The following is a 17,721-nucleotide window of genomic DNA, read 5'->3' on the forward strand; positions in this document are numbered from 1 at the left end:
CCCTGCTCAGGCGGCGACCAGCGACTCCACCAGCGAGGTGAACAGGGGCAGGCCATCTGTGCCGCCCATGAGGTCGTCCACCAGATCCTCGGGATGCGGCATCAGCCCGCAGACCCGCAGATTGGGCGAGAGGATGCCGGCGATGTTGTCGCGCGCCCCGTTGCGGTTGGCGGCCGCGGTGATCGCGCCCTCGGGCGTCGCGTAGCGGAAGGCGACCAGCCCCTCGCCCTTGAGGCGCGCCAGCGTCTCGTCATCGCAGAAATAGTTGCCGTCGCCATGCGCCATCGGTGCGCGGAAGACGTCGCCCTTCTGCCAGCGCGCCGTGAAGGGCGTGTCCGCGCGCTCGACGCGCAGGTGGCAATCCATGGAGAGGAAGCGCAGCCCGGCATTGCGCAGCAGCGCCCCCGGCAGCAGCCCGGCCTCGGTCAGGATCTGGAAGCCGTTGCACACGCCCAGCACATGCCCGCCGCGCTGCGCGAAATCCCGCACCGCCGCCATGATCGGCGATTGCGCGGCCATTGCGCCGCAGCGCAGGTAGTCGCCATGCGAGAACCCGCCCGGCAGCACGACCAGATCCGTGCCCGCCGGCAATTCGCTGGCGAGGTGGAACAGCATGGTCGGCTTGCGCCCGCTCGCGCGTTCCAGCGCGATCGCCATGTCGCGCTCGCGGTTGGTGCCCGGGAAGACGACGATGACCGCTTGCATCAGTTCACCCACACCTTCAGCCAATGCAGCCCGCCCACGACGACGAGCGTGGAGACCGCCGCCAGCGCGGCTGCCGTCACCCAGCGGTCGAGGCCCTTCTTGCCGCGCGCCAGCAGGCTGAGGCGCTTGGCCTGGGCCACCGCCGGCACGCGCTGCTCGCGCCAGCGCAGGCCCATGGCGATCAGCACCGTCAGCACCAGCATGACGATGACGGAGACCTTGACCATGGCGCTAGACCAGCTCGACCCGGAAGCTCTCGATCACCGTGTTGGCGAGCAGCTTGCGCGCCATCTCTTCGGCGAGCGTCTTCGCGCGCGCGGGATCCGTCTCCGCGAGGTCGAGCTCGATCACCTTGCCCGCGCGCACTTCCTCGACGCCCGCGAAGCCGAGCGTGTGCAGCGCATGGCCGATCGCCTTGCCCTGCGGATCCAGCACGCCGTTCTTCGGCATCACATACACACGGGCCTTCACTGGACGGTCTCCGGCCCCTTCATGTCGCGCACGCCGGCCTCGGGCAGGATGCCGAGCCGCTTCGCGACTTCCTGGTAGCCCTCCTCGACCTTGCCGAGATCGCGGCGGAAGCGGTCCTTGTCCATCTTCTCCCCGGTCTTCACGTCCCAGAGGCGGCAGTTGTCGGGGCTGATCTCATCGGCCAGCACGATCCGCATCTCGTCATTCTCGTACAGCCGGCCGAATTCCAGCTTGAAATCCACCAGCGTGATGCCGACGCCGAGGAACAGCCCGGTGAGGAAGTCGTTCACCCGCAGCGCCAGCGCCACCATGTCGTCCAGATCCTGGGTCGAGGCCCAGCCGAAGCAGGTGATGTGCTCCTCCGAGACCATCGGATCGCCGAGCGCGTCGTTCTTGTAGTAGTATTCGAGGATCGAGCGCGGCAGCCGCGTGCCCTCCTGGATGCCGAGGCGCGTCGAGAGGCTGCCGGCCGCGACGTTGCGGATGACGATCTCGAGCGGGATGATCTCCACCTCGCGGATCAGCTGCTCGCGCATGTTCAGCCGGCGGATGAAATGCGTGGGGATGCCGATCTCGGCGAGCTTCATCATCAGGTATTCGCTGATGCGGTTGTTCAGCACGCCCTTGCCCGTGATCGTGCCCTTCTTCTGGGCGTTGAAGGCGGTGGCGTCGTCCTTGAAGTACTGCACGAGCGTGCCGGGCTCCGGCCCCTCGAACAGGATCTTGGCCTTGCCCTCGTAGAGCTGCCGGCGACGGGCCATGGTGCGGGAACTCCTCGACGAACCGGGCGCGCCGGGATCTGGCGCGCGCGGGGTCCCACGGCCCTGGCCGCGAGACGGGGAATGGCTATAGCAGGGGAAGCGCTGGCCCGCCACGCATGGCATTCCCGCCCGGATCGAGGGGCAGATCCGCGAAGGGCGCGGCCCCCGGCCCGATCTGGGGCGGCGCGGGGCAGAAGCGCCAGACCCGCGCCCCCCCGGCCCCCAGGGCCAGAAGGCTGGCGCAGACCGTGCCGAAGCCCTGCACGGGCGGCACGCGCAGCGCCTCGGCGATCCCGGCCTCCCCCACCGTGCCATCGGCCAGCAGCGCCTCCCACGCGGCCCAATCGCCGCGGTCGGGCTCGGGCGGCGGGGCGGCGCGGAAGCGGGGCAGGTGCCGGCGCGTGCGCGGGCTGGCGAGGTCATTGGGGTCATGCGCGGTGACCATGCTCACCCCGTCGCCCAGCGGCACGACCTCCGGCGCGCCCGCGCCGAGTCCGCGCAGGAAGAAGGCGTCGCGCGCATCGGCGACCACCATGTTGAAGGGCCGCCAGAGGCCTCCATCGAGCGCCGCGATGCGCGCCGCGCCGGCCTCGGCCGAGGGCGCGGCGGCGGCCATCAGGGGAAGCTCCCCGCGCGAGCGCTTGCCGGCGGCCGGGCCGAGGCTGCCCGGCCGGTTCAATACGGCGGCGACGACGCCCGCGGCGCCGAGCGCCATCCAGCTGCCCCCGGCCGTGCGGTCCCGCCCGCCGATCAGCCCCGGCCAATAGGGGCCGGGCGGGTCCCAGGCGCGGTCGAGCCGCTCATCGCGATTGGCCGCGAGCAGGAGCGGCCAGCCATGGCCCGGCCGCCGCAGCAGGATGACGGTGCACACGCCTCAGAAGCGGAAATAGAGCCCCACCCCCGGCGGCGGCGGCGGGGGGTAGTAGTAGCGGGGTGGCGGCGGCGGATAGTAGAAGCGCGGCGGCGGCGCGTAATACACGGGCGGGGGCGGCGGCGCGTAGTAGTAGCCGCGCGGTGGACCGTAATGGTGGCGCGGCGGGCCCCAATGGCGCCGCTCATAGCCACGGTGGCGCCAGCCATCCACCGGCAGCACCGCCGCCGGCGCCTCGAGGCGCAGCGCGGCCGGCGCCGCCTGCGCGGGGGCTGCGGCCAGCAGCCCGAGGCCGAGGGCGGCGCCCGCGATCAGCCTGCTCAGAATCGGCATCTCCATGCCCTCCTTCAGACCGCGAGTCTCGCAGCGCTTCGTGGCAGGACCTGGGCAGGCGCGATCACGTTTGCCCGAGCACTCACCCGCCCAGCACGCGCGCGAAGGTGGCGTCGACATGGACGAAGTCCCGGCGCGGATCCATCGCCGAATCCAGCGCCGCGGCGTCGAGATGCGCCGTCACCTCGGCATCGGCGAGGAGGTTGGTGCGGAAATCCCGCGCCCCGGGCGTGCCCAGCGCCGTCCAAGTCGCCATGGCGGCGCGCTGCACGGCGGCATAGGCGGCCTCGCGCGCCAGCCCGGCCTGCGTCAGGGCCAGCAGCACCTTCTGGCTGTGCACCACGCCGCCGAGGCTCTCCAGGTTCGCGCGCATGCGCTCCGGGTAGATGACCAGCTTCTCCATCATCCCCACCGTGCGCATCAGCGCGAAATCCAGCGCGATGGTGGCATCGGGGCCGATCACGCGCTCCACGGAGGAATGGCTGATGTCGCGCTCATGCCAGAGCGCGACGTTCTCCATCGCCGGCGTGACATAGCCGCGCACGAGCCGCGCGAGGCCGGTGAGGTTCTCGCTCAGCACCGGGTTGCGCTTGTGCGGCATGGCGGAGGAGCCCTTCTGCCCGGCGTGGAAGAATTCCTCCGCCTCGCGCACCTCGCTGCGCTGCAGGTGGCGCACTTCCGTCGCCAGGCGCTCGATCCCGGCGGCGACCACGCCGAGCGCGGCGAAATAGGCGGCATGCCGGTCGCGCGGAATGACCTGGGTGGAGACGGGCTCCACCGTCAGGCCCAGCTTCGCCGCCACATGCGCCTCGACCCGCGGATCGACGCTGGCGAAGGTGCCGACGGGGCCGGAGATGGCGCAGGTCGCGACCTCGGCCCGCGCCGCCACCAGCCGCGCCCGGTTGCGTGCGAATTCGGCGTAGTGGCCGAGCAGCTTGAGCCCGAAGGTGGTCGGTTCGGCATGGATGCCGTGGCTGCGCCCGATGGTCGGCGTGTGGCGATGCTCCTCCGCCCGGCGCCGCAGCGCGGCCAGAACCAGGTCGAGATCGGCGATCAGCAGGTCGGCGGCGCGCACCATCTGCACGGCGAGGCAGGTGTCGAGCACGTCGGAACTCGTCATGCCCTGGTGCAGGAAGCGCGCCTCGGGCCCGATTCCCTCGCCGAGCCAGGTGAGGAAGGCGATCACGTCGTGCCGCGTCTCGCGCTCGATCGCGTCGATGCGCTCGAGATCGGCGGCGGAGATATGCGCCACGCGCGCGGCACCCCGCTCGCGGATGGCGGCGGCGGCGGCTTCGGGGATGGTGCCCAGCGCCGCCATGGCGTCGGCGGCGTGGGACTCGATCTCGAACCAGATGCGGAAGCGCGCCTCGGGCGACCAGATCGCCGTCATCTCGGGGCGGCTGTAACGGGGAACCATGGATCAACTTCCATCTGGGGTTGCGGGCGCGTGATGCTGTTTCCGCGCCAGCAAGGCGGTTGACAAGAGGCGGTCGTCACTGCCCTTTAACGTCGCCGCGGCTGGGAAATGGATACGTCCAATCATGGATTTTCTGTCATCTTTTGGGCCTGAACTTATCGCGCTCGGGCAGGTTCTTTTCATCGACATCGTCCTCGCGGGTGACAACGCGATTGTCGTCGGCATGGCCGCGGCCGGCCTGCCGCCGGACCAGCGCAAGAAGGCGATCTTCTGGGGCATCGCCGCGGCGACGCTGATGCGCATCGGGTTCGCCTCGATCACGGTGCAGCTTCTCTCCATCGTCGGCATCGTCTTCGCCGGCGGCGTGCTGCTGCTCTGGGTCTGCTGGAAGATGTATCGCGAACTGCGCGACGGCGGCAGCCATGACGAGCAGCATGAAGGCGAGCTGGCGCTGGAAGGCGAGACCACGCCCGATGGCGCGCCGCGCAAGACGCTGCGCCAGGCGATCACGCAGATCCTGGTCGCCGACGTGTCGATGAGCCTGGACAACGTGCTGGCCGTGGCCGGCGCGGCCAAGGACCATCCCTACATCATGGTCATCGGCCTGGCCTTCAGCGTGGTGCTGATGGGTGTGGCCGCGACGCTGATCGCCCGGCTGCTGGACAAGCATCGCTGGATCGCCTGGCTCGGCCTGCTCGTGATTCTCTACGTCGCCGTCAGCATGATCTGGGAAGGCACGAACGAGATCGCGACCGTGGTGCCGCAGGCCTATGGCTACCTGCTGCTGCCCTTCGGCTGGATGGCGGTGCCCGGCGGCGCTGCGATCTTCCCGATCGGGTTGTGGGCGCTGGCCACCGTCTTCCAGGTGATCGTCATCGCCTTCGTGGCGACCGCAGTGGTGGAGCTGACACGCTCCTTGGTGCGGCGCGAGAACTGACCATGCGCGCGCGGCTGCTCGCCCTCGTCTTCCTGGCCGCGGCCTGCACCGAGCAGGACGGCCTGCTGACGAATGCGTCGGCGCCCAGCCTGGAGGTTGCCGCCGCCAGGCTGCCGGAAGAGATGGCCGGCTTCACGCGCGGGGATACGGCCTGGCACGAACGGACTCATCCGGGGCTCGGCGTGGCCGTGGACTATGCGGGACCCGCGCGCGCCGCGGTGGCGACCGTCAGCCTCTATGATCGCCAGAGGCCCGTGGATGCCGCCGCGCTGGAGGCAGAATTCAACACCGCGCTCGGTGAGGTCATGGCCGTCGCCGGGGCGCGCACCCGCCAGGTGATGACCGAGCGCGAGCGCACCGAACTGGCCGTGCCCGACGGCGCGCCGATGCAATGCGCGCGCCTCGCCGGTACCTATGGCCGGCAGGAAATGACGACACTGGTCTGCCTCGGCCCGGCGGCCGGGCGTTTCCTGAAGGTGCAGGTGACCGCGCCGACGCGCCAGGTGCGCCCGGTGGACCCCATGCCCTTCATCACCGGCATCACTCAGGCCGCGCGGGCGGGCTGAAGCCACTTCCGCCCTCAGGCAGGCCCGATCCGATCGGATCTCTTGCCCCGTAGAGCACGCTGCGTTCTCATGAACGCAGCTCGTGCTCTAGAAGTTATTGAATCTAGAGCAAGAAATGCGTTCAGCGTCGCGGCAGCGCCGCGACCCATCTGAACGCATATTGCTCTAGACAATGAGTTGCGGAGCAGAAGATCCGTCCGACAGGACGGATCGAACCCTATCGCGGGACCAGCACGAAAAGGCTCGCCGGCTCGCGCATCCGGCCCGCGCGTTCCATCGCCTCCCGCCCCCAGCCGGTGAAGAGGTCGGCGCGGGCGGGGCCGCGGATGGCGCCCCCGGTGTCCTGCGCGATGGTCAGGCGCTGCAGGGCTGCGCCCGTCAGCGGGTCCGTCCCCGCGACCCAGACCGGCAGGCCGAGCGGCACATGCAGCCGGTCCACCGCCACCGAGCGCATCGGCGTGAGCGGCGCACCCATCGTGCCGATCGGCCCTGCCTCGGGCGGCAGATCGGGCAGGGGGCGGAAGAAGATATAGGCCGGGTTGCGCGCCATCAGCGCCCGCGCCTCGGCCGGGCCGGCCTGCACCATCCAGGCGCGGATGGATTGCAGGCTCACCTGCTCGCGCGTCAGCACGCCGCGCGCCACCAGGTCCCGCCCCACCGCGTGGTAGCGATGCCCGTTCTGCCCGGCATAGCCCAGCCGCAGCACCCGCCCATCGGGCAGCACCACCCGGCCCGAGCCCTGGATGTGCAGGAAGAAGGCGTCGATCGGGTCATCCACCCAGACCAGCTCCAGCCCCCGCCCGGCCAGGGCGCCGGCCTGGATGGCGGCGCGGTCGGGGAAGGGCTCCAGCCGCCCGTTGCGCATCACGCCCGCGACGCGGCTGCCATGCGGGTCGGCATCCACCAGCTCGGGCGGGCGGGCATGGAGCGGCGTGACATGGCGCGGCGTGCGGGTCAGGCTGCCGCGCAGCTCGGGCTCGAAATAGCCGGTGAGCGTGCCCTCGCCCTGCGCCCGCGCGACGAAGCGGCGCTCGAAGAAGGCGCGTGCGGCGGCGTGGTTGCCGGCCGGGATCGCGGCGGCCTCGGCGCATAGCGCCGGCATCCCAGGCGGCAGCGGCGCGGCGTTGGGGGGCAAAGGCGGTGCGTTGGGCGGCGGCGGCAGGGCGAGCCGCGCGCAGGCGGCGAGGAGCGGCGGCAGCGCCTCCGCCTGGCGATCCGCGGCCCAGCCGGGCAGGCTTGCCGGCGACTCCTGCCCGAGGGCCGGAGACGCCAGCAGAAGCGCGGCGAACAGGCCGCGCCAGGGGCGCATCAGGCGGAGCGCGTGGCCACCAGGCGCCAGGTCGGGTCCTGGCTGCGCAGGTCGCGCTGGAAGGTCCAGATGTCGGTCAGCTCGGTCACCGCCTCGGCCCCGGCGGCGATGGAGCCGTCGCGCGCCGTGGTGAGGTTGATCTGGTCGCTGACGAAGCGGACCGTGACATCCGCCACCGTGCCGCGCAGATCCGCGGCCTCGATGCCCATCTCCTGCATGGCGCGGACTTCGCTGCGCTGCGTCTCGCCGGCCTGCTCGCGGGCGGTGATCGCGCCCTCGAAGCCGGCATAGGTGTCATCGGACAGCAGGGCGCGCAGCGTGGCGCGGTCGCCACGGGCGAAGGCGTCCACGATCATGCGGAAGGCGCCCTCGGCCCCGTCGAGGAAGGGGTTGGGGTCGAAGCTCGGGTCCACGCCGCGGATGCGGATCAGCGCCTGGCCGACCGGCGAGCGGGCATCCGGCACAAAGCGCCGCGCAGCGCCGGCCTGCGGGCCGGCGGCGGGCAGTTCCGGCAGGTCGTTCGCACGGCCGCTGCGCGCATCGCCCGATTTCGGGTCGAAGGGCACGACATTGTCCTGCCGCGGACGCTCGAAGCCCGTGCGGCGGCCAAGCACGCTGCGCAGGCGCAGCACCAGGAAGGCCGCGACCATCGCGAACAGGATCAGATCGACTGGAAAACCGCCGGACATGGACAACTCCTCATCGATACATCACTTAGGGGTGCCGACCCCCGCCCGCAACGGCAAGTTTCGTCCCAAAGCGCACCTGCCTGTAGCGCGCCGGGATGAAGCCCGTGTTGCCACCCCCAACCCCCTGGAGCGCCCCGCGCCATGATCCTGCTGCGTCACGGCCAGAGCGAGTTCAATGTGGTCTTCAGCGTGACCAAACGCGATCCCGGGATCAAGGACCCCAAGCTCACCCCCCTCGGCCACGCCCAGGCCGAGCGCGCGGCCGAGGCTCTGGCGCAGCGGGACATCCGGCGCATCATCGCCTCCCCCTACAGCCGCGCGCTGCAGACCGCCGCCCCCCTGGCGCGGCGACTCGGCCTCAAGGTGCAGGTGAACCCGCTGGTGCGCGAGCGCTACGCCTTCACCTGCGACATCGGCAGCCCGCGCACCGCGCTGGGCGCGGAATGGCCGCATCTCGACTTCGACCATCTGGAGGAGGTCTGGTGGCCGGCGCAGGAGGAACCCGCCCAGCAGGTGCTGCACCGCGCCGCGCGCTTCCGGGGCGAGATGTCAGCGCTCGACGACTGGCAGCACACGGTGGTGGTCTCCCACTGGGGCTTCATCCTCTCGATGACCGGCCGCAGCGTCGAGAACGGCACCTGGCATGATTGCGACCCGACCGAGCCCGCGCCCGAGGACGTCATCTGGAAGCATCATTAGGACGCCCTCAGACGCCGGGCGCCGCCTCCGGCGGCTTGGCTGCGCGCCTACGCGCTGGGGCATTGGTGACAGCGGTTGCCCTGCGCGCGGGGCCGCGTTCGCGGCCCGAAGGGTCACGGTGGTGACGAGTGGTTGCGCCTTCGTCGGTTGTCGTCTGGCCCGTGGGGCGGGCGCGTGGTAGCCCGGCGCACCTGAACGCTCGAGACGAGACCGAAGCCATGTCCGACCAGAACGCCAACGCCAACGCCAACGGCCAGCCGAACCAGCCGCTGGCGCCGCTGCAGCTCAACATCCAGTACACCAAGGACCTCTCCTTCGAGGTCCCCGGCGCGCCCGAGATCTTCGTCACGCTGCGCGAACAGCCCCGCGTGGACCTCTCGCTCGACGTCCAGGCCCGCCCGGTGCCGGGCAGCGCCAATGTCTTCGAGGTCGCCCTCCAGATCCGCGCCGACGCCAAGGTGGGCGAGACCGCCTGCTTCATCGCCGAGCTCGCCTATTGCGGCGTCTTCACCGTGAACGTGCCGCAGGAACAGCTGGAGCCCGTGCTGCTGGTGGAATGCCCGCGCCTGCTCTTCCCCTTCGCGCGCAACATCCTGGCCGACGTCACCCGCGATGGCGGCTTCCCGCCCGTCATGCTCGCGCCGATCGACTTCGTGGCCCTGTGGCAGAGCCGCCGCGGTCAGCAGCCCGTCGGGAACGCCTGACACTCCCCCGATGGCGACGCGCCCGGTCGTCCTGCCGCGTCGCCAGCGCCTGGACCCGGGCCGCTTCCGCGCGGCGCTGACACGGCGACTCGACGGGCCGGGCTTCTGGCGGGCGCTCGCCACCGCCTTCGGGCTCGGCGCCTTCGCCGCGCTCGCCCTGCCGCCGGTGCACGCCCTGCCGGTGCTGCTGCTGGCCCTGCCGGGCCTGTTCATCATGGTGACCGAGGCGCCGACCCGGCGCCGCGCTGCGCTGATCGGCCTGGCCTGGGGCTGGGGCTTCCACATCGCCGGGCTGCACTGGCTGACCAACGCCATCCTCACCGAGGTCGAGCGCTTCTGGTGGCTGGTGCCGATCGCCGTGCCGGCGCTGGCCCTGCCGCTCGGCGCCTTCACCATCCTGCCGGCCCTGGCGGCGCGACTCGGCCGGCCGGGCTGGCCACGCCTGCTCGCCTTCGCCACCGCCTGGGTCGCGGCCGAGATGCTGCGCGGCGTGCTCTTCACCGGCTTCCCCTGGAACCTGCTCGGCACCGTCTGGGCCTTCGCGAGTTTCCCGCTCCAGGGTGCCGCGGTGATCGGGGTGCATGGGCTGTCGCTGGCCACCGCGCTGATGGCGCTGGCGCCCCTGCTTGGCCGCCGGGGCTGGTTCGGCATGGCTGGCGGGCTGGCCACCTTCGCGCTGGTCGGCCTCGTGCGGCTCTGGCCGGCCGAGCCCGAGCCCTTCCCCATCACCCTGCTGCTGGTCCAGGGCAACATCGCGCAGGAGACCAAGTGGCGCGAGGACCGCCGCTTCCCGATCTTCCAGCGCTACATCGACCTCACCCGTGGCGGCATCCGCCTGGCCGAGCAGGAAGCGCCCGCCAACAAGATCGTCGCCATCTGGCCCGAGACCGCCAGCCCGTTCCTGCTGGCCAATGACCGCGAAGCCGCCATCCTCGCCACCGCCCCCCTGCCGCCGGGCGCCGTCCTGCTCGCCGGGACGGTGCGCGCGGAATTCGATGCGGCGGGACGGCCCGCACAAATTTGGAACAGCCTGGCAAGCCTGGACGCGCAGGGCGCGCTGCTCGACGCCTATGACAAGGTGCATCTGGTGCCCTTCGGGGAATACATGCCGCTCCGCGGCATCCTGCCGGTGCGGCTGGTCCAGTCCGCCTTCGACTTCACCGCCGGCCCGGCCCGACGGCTGGTGGAGATCCCGGGCCTGCCGGGTTTCTCGCCGCTGATCTGCTACGAGGTCATCTTCCCCGGCGCCGTCACCCCCGCCACGCGCCCGGGCTTCCTGCTCAACGTCACCAACGACGCTTGGTTCGGAATCTCCGCCGGGCCGCACCAGCATCTGGCCGCGGCCCGGCTGCGTGCAGTGGAGGAAGGCCTGCCGCTGGTGCGCGCGGCGCAGACCGGCATCTCCGCCGTCTTCGACAGCCGCGGGCGGGAGGTGGCGCGCCTCGGACTCGCCGAGACCTCGGTGCTGCTGGCGCCCCTGCCGCGGCCGGGCGCGCCCACCGTGTTCAGCCATCTGGGGCTGCTGGCGCCGCTGGCGCTGCTCGTCGCCGCCACGGCGCTGCTCTGGCGCACCAACCGCCGCGTGCAGCCCGGCCCAGGCGGCCGGAAGGGCTGATCCGCATCGCGCGAAGCTTTATTGAGATTTATCAAAAGAGTTGACAAAAGCTTGAGGGGCGCCTACTCCCAAGGCCTGCGCCGGGGCATTGTACCTCCATTCCCCGGGGCGCCACCCGAGGCCAAGATGGCCGCCACCCGGTGTGGATGACATCGGAATTGCGAGCGAGCGGAGTTCGGAGTGGTGGCCATGGCAAGTGACGACGTGGTCGAGCGCGCGGATCGCGAACATCGCCCGAGCCCGATCGATGTGCATGTCGGCAGCCGCGTCCGCCTGCGCCGCACCCTGCTCGGCATGAGCCAGGAAAAGCTTGGCGAGGCGCTCGGCCTGACCTTCCAGCAGGTCCAGAAGTATGAGCGCGGCGTGAACCGCATCGGCGCCAGCCGGCTGTTCGACCTCTCGCGCGTGCTGGACGTGCCGATCGGCTTCTTCTTCGACGACATGCCCGGCGAGATGGGCGGCAGCGCCAACGCCACCCGCCGCCATGGCGGTGGCTTCGCCGAGGCGCAGGACGGCTTCGAGGACAACACCCTGCACCGGCGCGAGACGCTGGAACTGGTGCGCGCCTATTACCGCATCACCGACCCCTCGGTCCGCAAGCGCGTCTTCGACCTGATCAAGAGCCTGACGCCCGCCGAGTGACGCCTCCCCGGGCCGCCGCGCCCGGGAAAGGATTTCCTTAGGAAACCCGGCGCTATCCTGCCGCCATGGCAGGTGACCTCGCAGCGCAGCTCGAATCCATCGCCTCGGGCGACTACCGGCCGACGACCTTCCTCGAACGGGGGGTCGCCGTGCCCTTCACCACGCCCCTGCTGCTCGGTGCGCGCCTGCGCCCCGCCAGCCGCAAGGGGATGGAACTCGTGATCTCCAACATCGGCGGCGGGCGCGGCCACTACATCGTCTCCTGGTCCGCCCTGGCCGAGATCTGCGCGCCCTCCCTGCATGATGAGCGGCTCTTCGCCCTGCTCACCGCGCGCGCCGCGCTCTCCCCCGGCGCGATCCGGGACGCGGCGCGGCAGGTGGCGCAGGAGGGCTGGGGCGGGCGCCGGGCCATCCGCGCCGCCCAGCAGGCCGAATCCGAGGCGCCGCTGGATCGGATGCGTCTCAACCTCAGGTTGCTGCAACGGCTTGTCCGCCAGACCGAATCCCCCGCCGAGGCCACCCTGCCCATCGCCCAGGACCGGCCCGACAGCCAGCAGCAACGGGCCAAGCGCGCGGTGCTGCGCGCCGCCGAGACCCTGGGCCGCCGCCCGGAAGACGTGATCCAGAGCCTGGAGGGCATCGCCACCGCCTTCCAGGATGTGGGCGTGCCGGAGGAACCCGTGCTGCCGCGCACCCGCCGCCTGCTGGCCGCGGTCGAGCGCATGTCGGGCGACTTCGCCACCTGGGTCGCCGCCACGCCGGCGGCGCGCGACCTGCAGATCAGCGCCGTGATCACCGAGGGCTGTGGGCTGACCCTGCGCTGCGGCGCCGCCCTGCTCGACCAGCTCGACGCCAGCATGGTCGACATGCTTGGCCTGCTGCGACGCTGGCAGGCCGACCCCGCCCCCCTGACGACCGAGGCCGCGCGCCTGGACTGGCTGCTGGATGGCTGGCCGCTGATCCTCGGCCTGTGGCAGGAGGCCGAGCCGGAGGAACGGCTGCGCACCGCCTGGGAGGCCGCGATGCTGCTGCCCGTCCTGCCGCGGGAGACCGCGGCCTGGTGCGGCGTGCAGGCCGATTGGGAACAGCCGCAGCGCCTGCGCCGGCTGGTCCGCGCCCAGCGGGACTGGCGCCATGGCCGCCTGGTGGACTTGGCGGCGCGCAACGAACGCCTGCTGGCCAGCGCCCTTTGACCCGCGTCTCCCCTGCCGAGCGCCAGGTGGCGCAGGCGCTGGCCGGGGCCTCGGACGCCGCACTCGGGCGCATCGTGCGGCTGGTCGATACGCTGGCCAGCCGCGCCGAGATCGACCGCGTGCTCGAACAGGTCCGCCCCCGGCTGCGCCGCCTGCGCCCGGCCCGGCCGATCAGCGTCAACCGGCTGCTCTTCCTGCCGATCGAGCCCGTGCTCGCCGCCCCGGCCGCCTGGCGGCGGGGCAGCGGCCAGGTGCCGCGCCATGCCCTGGCCGGGCTGGTCGAGGCCCTGCAGGCCGCCGCCCCCGCGCTGGTCGCCCGCACCGCCGCCGAGGCCCAGGGCCGCAGCTTCGCCGAGGCCGCGGAGGTCGCCCGGCTCGGCCGGATGCTCTGGCCCGCCGCCGCCGCCGCCCTGCCGCCCGGCCCGGCTTCGGGCTGGGCCGCCACGACCGGCTTGCGCGCCGAGGACTACACCCCCCTCGCGGCGCTCTGCACCGGCGTGTGGCGCCATGCCCCGGCGTTGTGGGATGTCGTGCAGGAGGCCGAGGACCCGCCCGAGGCCCTGATCCGCGCCGCCCTCACTGGCCCGGCCCAGGACAGTGAGGAGGTCTTCGCCGCGGCGCTGGCCCTGTTGCTGGCGCGGGTGCCGCGGCCGGGCTCCATCGCCGGCATCGCCGCCGGGCTGGACCCGCGGGCGCGGATGGTCGCCGGGCGGGCGCTGGACCGCATGATCGAGTCCGGCCTGCCGCCGCTCGACGCCGAGAACCCGCATGAGGCGGCGCAGCATGTGGCGGCGCTGGCCGACATGCTCGAGGACCTGGAAGGCTCGCCGCTCGGCAACGTGCCGGATCGGCGGGAGCGGCTGCAGAAGCTGCGCCACCAGGCCGACCTCGCCTGCCGGGAGGCCTTCCTGGCGACGCTGGAGGGCCAGCTGCTCGGCCCCCTCGCCCGGCTGGGCAGCGATTCGGGGGAGAAGGAGGTGACGGCGCTGGAAAGCCGCGCGCGCGACCTGCGCCGCCTGCTGCTGGCCTGCCGGCGCATCGGCACCACCGACAGCTACGACAAGGCCATCCGCGCCGCCATCGCGCAGCTGACCCAGGGCCGCGCGGCGCTGGCCAGCCAGGGGCTGACGCTGGTGGACCTCGCCCGGCTGGTCGAGATCCTGGGCGGGCGCGAGGCCGCGGATCGGCTGCTAGCGCACGCTGCGTTCTGAAGAACGCAGCGTGCGCTAGAAATCATTGAATCCAGAGCAAGAAATGCGTTCAGCGTCGCGGCAGCGCCGCGACCCATCTGAACGCATATTGCTCTAACCCAGGCCGGAGGCCGACCCGCAATCACCGGGGCCTGACCCGCCCTCAGCCGAGTTGGGGGTTGTCGAAGACCGGGTTGCGGTAGCGCCGCAGCGCAGCCGCCAGCGCCACCGCCAGGTCGCGCTTCTCGGGCTCGGCCAGCAGGCGGCCGACCTCCACCTCCCGGCCCCGGCAGACCAGCCAGAGCGTGGCGCTCAGCCCCGTGGCCTCGCGCAGTTCCACCCGGCTCCAATAGGGGTCGAGCGCGACCTGCCGCCGGCCGCCCCGGCCATCGGCGGCGGTGATGGTCAGCTGCCCCGCCGTCAGGCACAGCCGCTCGACCGAGGCCGCGCTCCAGCGCCGGTGCAGCGCGACCAGCGCCAGCACCACCCCGACCTCCAGCCCCATGAAGCCCAGCACCGGCCAGGCGCCGAGCAGCGCGAAGAGCACCGCCGGGATCCCCGCCGCCGGCACCGCCAGCGCGCAGAGCCAGATCATCCCCTGCCGCGAGAGGCTCTGCGGCGGGGTGCTGATGGCTTCGAACAGGATCGGGTCCGTGCTGGCTGACATGGGGGCATAGTATGGGGTAGGGCTGCGGTTACGCCATGGCCTCGACACCGATCCGCGCCGCCCGCCGCATGTCCGTCCCCCAGGCCGGGGCCTTCCTGCGCGCCCTGGCCGCCGCCAACCCGGCGCCGGAGACCGAACTGCATTTCACCGACGCCTATACGCTACTGGTCGCGGTGGCGCTCTCGGCCCAGACCACCGATGTCGCGGTGAACAAGGCCACCGCCACGCTCTTCCCCGTCGCCTCCACGCCCGCGGCCATGGTCGCGTTGGGCGAGGAAGGCGTGGCCAGCCACATCCGCCGCATCGGGCTCTGGCAGGGCAAGGCGAAGAACGTGGTCGCCCTCTCCCGCCTGCTGCTCGAGCGCCATGGCGGCGAGGTGCCGAACGACCGCGCCGCGCTGGAGGCGCTGCCCGGCGTCGGGCGCAAGACCGCCAATGTCGTGCTCAACATCGCCTTCGGGCAGGAGACGATGGCGGTGGATACGCACATCTTCCGCCTGGGTAACCGCACGGGCCTCGCCCCCGGCAAGACGACGCGGGCGGTGGAGGACGGGCTGGTGAAGCGCTGCCCGCCGGAGATGCTGCGCGACGCGCATCACTGGCTGATCCTGCACGGGCGCTATGTGTGCAAGGCGCGCGCGCCGGAATGCTGGCGCTGCGTCGCCCTCGCCCACTGCAACTACAGCCGCAAGGTGCTCGCCCCGCCGGGGTGAGCGCCGCCGCTCACCCCCCCAGATGGTCGCGGATGGCGGCGTCATAGGCCGCCTCGCGCGTCATGCGACGCAGGAAGCCCGGATCGGGCAGGCCGGTGACGGGCAGGCCGGCGCGCTGCGCGGCGAGCGTGGCGCGCACCGCCTCCAGCGCCGCCTGGATCGGCAGATGGCCCTGCAGCGCCAGGCGCACGCCCAGCCGCGCCCAATCCTCGCGCGTGCCCAGGCCTGGCTTCGCACCGCCGAGGATGATCGGGCGCGTGGTCGCGGCGCGAATCGCCGCCACCTGCTCGCGCGCCGTGACGCCGGTGATGAACAGCGCCTCCGCCCCCGCCTTCTCCATCGCCCGCGCCCGGGCGATGGCGTCATCCAGGTCGGTCACGCCCAGGGCCGCCGTGCGCCCCACCACGACCAGCCCCGGGCTGGCCGCCACCGCCGCGGCGACCTTGCCGGCCAGTTCCGCCACGCTGACCAGCGCGGGCTTCTCGGCGCCGAAGGGGCGGGGCAGGAGCGTATCCTCGAGCGTGGCGGCGGCCGCGCCGGCGGCGTGGAGTTCCTCCACCGTGCGCATCGCGTTCAGCGCATTGCCATAGCCATGGTCGGCATCGACCAGCAGCGGCGGCGACCCCGCGCGGGTGATGCGGCGCACGAGCTCGGCCAGTTCGGTCAGCGTCAGCACGATGTGGTCCGGCGCGCCGAGCACGGCGAGCGAGGCGGAAGATCCACCCAGGATCGCCGTCTCGAAGCCCAACTCGCTGGCCACGCGCGCCGAGAGCGCATCGAAGACCGAGCCGGGATGCACGCAGGCCTCACCCGCGAGGATGGCCCTGAACCTGTCGGGGGCGTTGGTCATTCGGCCGCCTGCCGGTTGCCGTCATCGGCTGCGCCGGGGCGGCGCACGCGCAGGCGGCGGATGCGGCGCGGATCGGCGTCCAGCACCCGGAATTCGAGGCCCGAGGGGTGGGAGATCAACTCGCCCCGCGCCGGCACGCGCCCGGCGAGCGTGAAGACCAGCCCGCCCACCGTGTCGATGTCGGCCGCGCGCTCCTCATCGGTCAGCACCAGGCCGAGCTTCTGCTCGAAGGCCTCGACGGTGGTGCGGGCATCGAGTTCGTAGGTGCCGTCTGGCTTTTCCTGGATGGTGGCGGTGGCGATCTCGTCATGCTCGTCGGCGATGTCGCCGACGATCGTCTCCACCAGATCCTCGATCGTCACCAGCCCGTCGATGCCGCCATACTCGTCCACCACCAGCGCCATGTGGATGCGTGCGGCGCGCATCTGCAGCAGCAATTCCAGCACCGGCACGGTGGGCACGACAAACAGCGGCTTGCGCAGGATCGCCTTCATCGAGAAGGCGGCCGGGTCGTCGCGGCCGACCGCGGCGATGACATCCTTGATGTGGACCATGCCCTGGATGTCGTCGAGATTGCCGCGATAGACCGGGTAGCGGCTGTGGCCTTCCTTCTGGATGTGGCGCATCGCCTGGTCCAGCGTCAGGTCCTCGGGCATCGCCAGGATGTCGGCGCGCGGCACCATCACGTCATAGGCGGTCTTGTCGCGCAGGCGCAGCACGTTGCGCAGCAGCACGCGCTCATGCAGGTCGAGCCCGGTGATGGCCTCATCGGCCAGCAGCGGGGCTTCCCCGCGCTCCCGGCCGCCATCGAGGAGTTCCTCGACGCGGTCGCGCACGCTCTCGGCCTCGCGCTTCTTCAGCAGGCCCTGGAGCTTCCAGAACAGGCCGTTGCGCTTCTCCGCGTTGCCGCTCACGACCCCTGCCCCTTCCACGGGTTGGGCCGTCCGAGCCGGCGCATCACGCGGGCTTCGGCCTGTTCCATGCGCCGCGCCTCGCCGGCCAGCAGGTGGTCGTGGCCGGCCAGGTGCAGGGCGCCATGCGCCACGAGATGCGCGAAATGATCGGCGGCACGCCGCCCGCCCGCGCGGGCCTCCCGCCGCACCACGCCGAGCGCCAGCGCGATGTCGCCCAGATGCCCCGGCACGCCGCCGGGGAAGGAGAGCACGTTGGTCGGCTTGGCCTTGGCGCGATGCGTCCCGTTCAGGCGCTTCACCGCTGCGTCATCGGCCAGCAGCACCGTCACGGCGCCGCACGCCCCGGCCTCGGCCAGGGCGGCACGGGCGGCCTTGCGGGCCAGCGCCTCGGGCTGCCGGACGCATCCGCGCCAGCCCGGCGCCTCCAGGACCACGGTGATGTCCGTCTCCCGGGGGGTCCCGGCCGCCTTTGCGC

General features: G+C 72.1%; 21 protein-coding genes and 1 pseudogene. 9 read left to right on the forward strand and 13 right to left on the reverse strand.

Annotated elements, in window-relative coordinates; genetic code table 11:
* Positions 1-6 precede the first annotated feature (6 nt).
* The 7 genes from purQ to purB all read right to left on the reverse strand — a co-directional run bounded on the left by purQ (position 7) and on the right by purB (position 4,558).
* Positions 7-705 carry a phosphoribosylformylglycinamidine synthase subunit PurQ gene (gene purQ / locus AC2D9U_RS08510; RefSeq protein WP_484748045.1) on the reverse strand — a complete coding sequence of 233 codons (699 nt, stop codon included), beginning with the start codon at positions 703-705 and terminating at the stop codon, positions 7-9.
* Positions 705-932 (reverse strand): hypothetical protein, encoded by a 228-nt coding sequence (locus AC2D9U_RS08515; RefSeq protein WP_484748046.1) that lies wholly within the window; start codon positions 930-932, stop codon positions 705-707. Before AC2D9U_RS08515 ends, purQ begins: the two co-directional genes overlap by 1 nt.
* A 4-nt stretch (positions 933-936) precedes the next feature.
* Complete coding sequence (purS, locus tag AC2D9U_RS08520) at positions 937-1,176, reverse strand: phosphoribosylformylglycinamidine synthase subunit PurS (protein ID WP_484748047.1); 240 nt, start codon at positions 1,174-1,176, stop codon at positions 937-939.
* Complete coding sequence (purC, locus tag AC2D9U_RS08525) at positions 1,173-1,937, reverse strand: phosphoribosylaminoimidazolesuccinocarboxamide synthase (RefSeq protein WP_484748048.1); 765 nt, start codon at positions 1,935-1,937, stop codon at positions 1,173-1,175. Before purC ends, purS begins: the two co-directional genes overlap by 4 nt.
* Positions 1,938-2,022: 85 nt before the next feature.
* On the reverse strand, positions 2,023-2,808 hold the full coding sequence (locus AC2D9U_RS08530) for an NRDE family protein (RefSeq protein ID WP_484748049.1): 786 nt from the start codon (positions 2,806-2,808) through the stop codon (positions 2,023-2,025).
* Between the two features lie 3 nt (positions 2,809-2,811).
* On the reverse strand, positions 2,812-3,141 hold the full coding sequence (locus tag AC2D9U_RS08535) for a hypothetical protein (protein WP_484748050.1): 330 nt from the start codon (positions 3,139-3,141) through the stop codon (positions 2,812-2,814).
* 82 nt (positions 3,142-3,223) lie between these two features.
* On the reverse strand, positions 3,224-4,558 hold the full coding sequence (purB, locus tag AC2D9U_RS08540) for an adenylosuccinate lyase (protein WP_484748051.1): 1,335 nt from the start codon (positions 4,556-4,558) through the stop codon (positions 3,224-3,226).
* 124 nt (positions 4,559-4,682) lie between these two features.
* Here purB and AC2D9U_RS08545 point away from each other — a divergent pair.
* Positions 4,683-5,324 (forward strand): annotated as a pseudogene (locus AC2D9U_RS08545) (TerC family protein); the annotation flags it as partial.
* Positions 5,325-5,497: 173 nt separating this feature from the next.
* Positions 5,498-6,061, forward strand: a complete 564-nt coding sequence (locus AC2D9U_RS08550) for a hypothetical protein (RefSeq protein WP_484748052.1) — start codon at positions 5,498-5,500, stop codon at positions 6,059-6,061.
* Positions 6,062-6,278: 217 nt separating this feature from the next.
* On the opposite strand, the gene mltA is transcribed toward AC2D9U_RS08550, so the two are convergent.
* Both mltA and AC2D9U_RS08560 read right to left on the reverse strand, forming a co-directional pair.
* Positions 6,279-7,370: a murein transglycosylase A gene (gene mltA, locus AC2D9U_RS08555; protein WP_484748053.1), complete on the reverse strand. Its 1,092-nt coding sequence runs from the start codon at positions 7,368-7,370 to the stop codon at positions 6,279-6,281.
* Complete coding sequence (locus tag AC2D9U_RS08560) at positions 7,370-8,059, reverse strand: Tim44/TimA family putative adaptor protein (protein ID WP_484748054.1); 690 nt, start codon at positions 8,057-8,059, stop codon at positions 7,370-7,372. The genes mltA and AC2D9U_RS08560 overlap by 1 nt, the downstream gene beginning before the upstream one ends.
* Positions 8,060-8,200: 141 nt before the next feature.
* On the opposite strand from AC2D9U_RS08560, the gene AC2D9U_RS08565 reads away from it, so the two are divergent.
* The 6 genes from AC2D9U_RS08565 to AC2D9U_RS08590 all read left to right on the forward strand — a co-directional run bounded on the left by AC2D9U_RS08565 (position 8,201) and on the right by AC2D9U_RS08590 (position 14,123).
* Positions 8,201-8,758: a histidine phosphatase family protein gene (locus AC2D9U_RS08565; protein ID WP_484748055.1), complete on the forward strand. Its 558-nt coding sequence runs from the start codon at positions 8,201-8,203 to the stop codon at positions 8,756-8,758.
* 218 nt (positions 8,759-8,976) lie between these two features.
* Positions 8,977-9,462, forward strand: a complete 486-nt coding sequence (secB, locus tag AC2D9U_RS08570) for a protein-export chaperone SecB (RefSeq protein ID WP_484748056.1) — start codon at positions 8,977-8,979, stop codon at positions 9,460-9,462.
* 10 nt (positions 9,463-9,472) lie between these two features.
* On the forward strand, positions 9,473-11,077 hold the full coding sequence (gene lnt / locus AC2D9U_RS08575; protein ID WP_484748057.1) for an apolipoprotein N-acyltransferase: 1,605 nt from the start codon (positions 9,473-9,475) through the stop codon (positions 11,075-11,077).
* Between the two features lie 189 nt (positions 11,078-11,266).
* Entirely contained in the window at positions 11,267-11,719 is a 453-nt protein-coding gene (locus AC2D9U_RS08580) for a helix-turn-helix domain-containing protein (RefSeq protein ID WP_484748058.1), read from the forward strand.
* A 65-nt stretch (positions 11,720-11,784) separates the two neighbouring features.
* Complete coding sequence (locus tag AC2D9U_RS08585) at positions 11,785-12,912, forward strand: hypothetical protein (protein WP_484748059.1); 1,128 nt, start codon at positions 11,785-11,787, stop codon at positions 12,910-12,912.
* Positions 12,909-14,123: a hypothetical protein gene (locus AC2D9U_RS08590; protein WP_484748060.1), complete on the forward strand. Its 1,215-nt coding sequence runs from the start codon at positions 12,909-12,911 to the stop codon at positions 14,121-14,123. The genes AC2D9U_RS08585 and AC2D9U_RS08590 overlap by 4 nt, the downstream gene beginning before the upstream one ends.
* Before the next feature lie 142 nt (positions 14,124-14,265).
* Here AC2D9U_RS08590 and AC2D9U_RS08595 read toward each other — a convergent pair whose 3' ends face one another.
* Positions 14,266-14,769, reverse strand: coding sequence for a DUF2244 domain-containing protein (locus AC2D9U_RS08595; protein ID WP_484748061.1), 504 nt, complete (start codon positions 14,767-14,769; stop codon positions 14,266-14,268).
* 35 nt (positions 14,770-14,804) lie between these two features.
* Here AC2D9U_RS08595 and nth point away from each other — a divergent pair, with 35 nt between their 5' ends.
* Positions 14,805-15,482, forward strand: a complete 678-nt coding sequence (nth, locus tag AC2D9U_RS08600) for an endonuclease III (RefSeq protein ID WP_484748062.1) — start codon at positions 14,805-14,807, stop codon at positions 15,480-15,482.
* Positions 15,483-15,492: 10 nt separating this feature from the next.
* Here nth and AC2D9U_RS08605 read toward each other — a convergent pair whose 3' ends face one another.
* From AC2D9U_RS08605 to ybeY, 3 genes are read right to left on the reverse strand one after another with little or no spacing between them, the layout of a single operon-like run.
* Positions 15,493-16,332, reverse strand: a complete 840-nt coding sequence (locus AC2D9U_RS08605; RefSeq protein ID WP_484748063.1) for an isocitrate lyase/PEP mutase family protein — start codon at positions 16,330-16,332, stop codon at positions 15,493-15,495.
* Complete coding sequence (locus AC2D9U_RS08610; RefSeq protein ID WP_484748064.1) at positions 16,329-17,246, reverse strand: hemolysin family protein; 918 nt, start codon at positions 17,244-17,246, stop codon at positions 16,329-16,331. The genes AC2D9U_RS08605 and AC2D9U_RS08610 overlap by 4 nt, the downstream gene beginning before the upstream one ends.
* On the reverse strand, positions 17,243-17,680 hold the full coding sequence (gene ybeY, locus AC2D9U_RS08615) for an rRNA maturation RNase YbeY (protein WP_484748065.1): 438 nt from the start codon (positions 17,678-17,680) through the stop codon (positions 17,243-17,245). The genes AC2D9U_RS08610 and ybeY overlap by 4 nt, the downstream gene beginning before the upstream one ends.
* Positions 17,681-17,721: the final 41 nt, after the last annotated feature.

The sequence above is a fragment of the Roseomonas sp. TF40 genome (assembly GCF_057219975.1).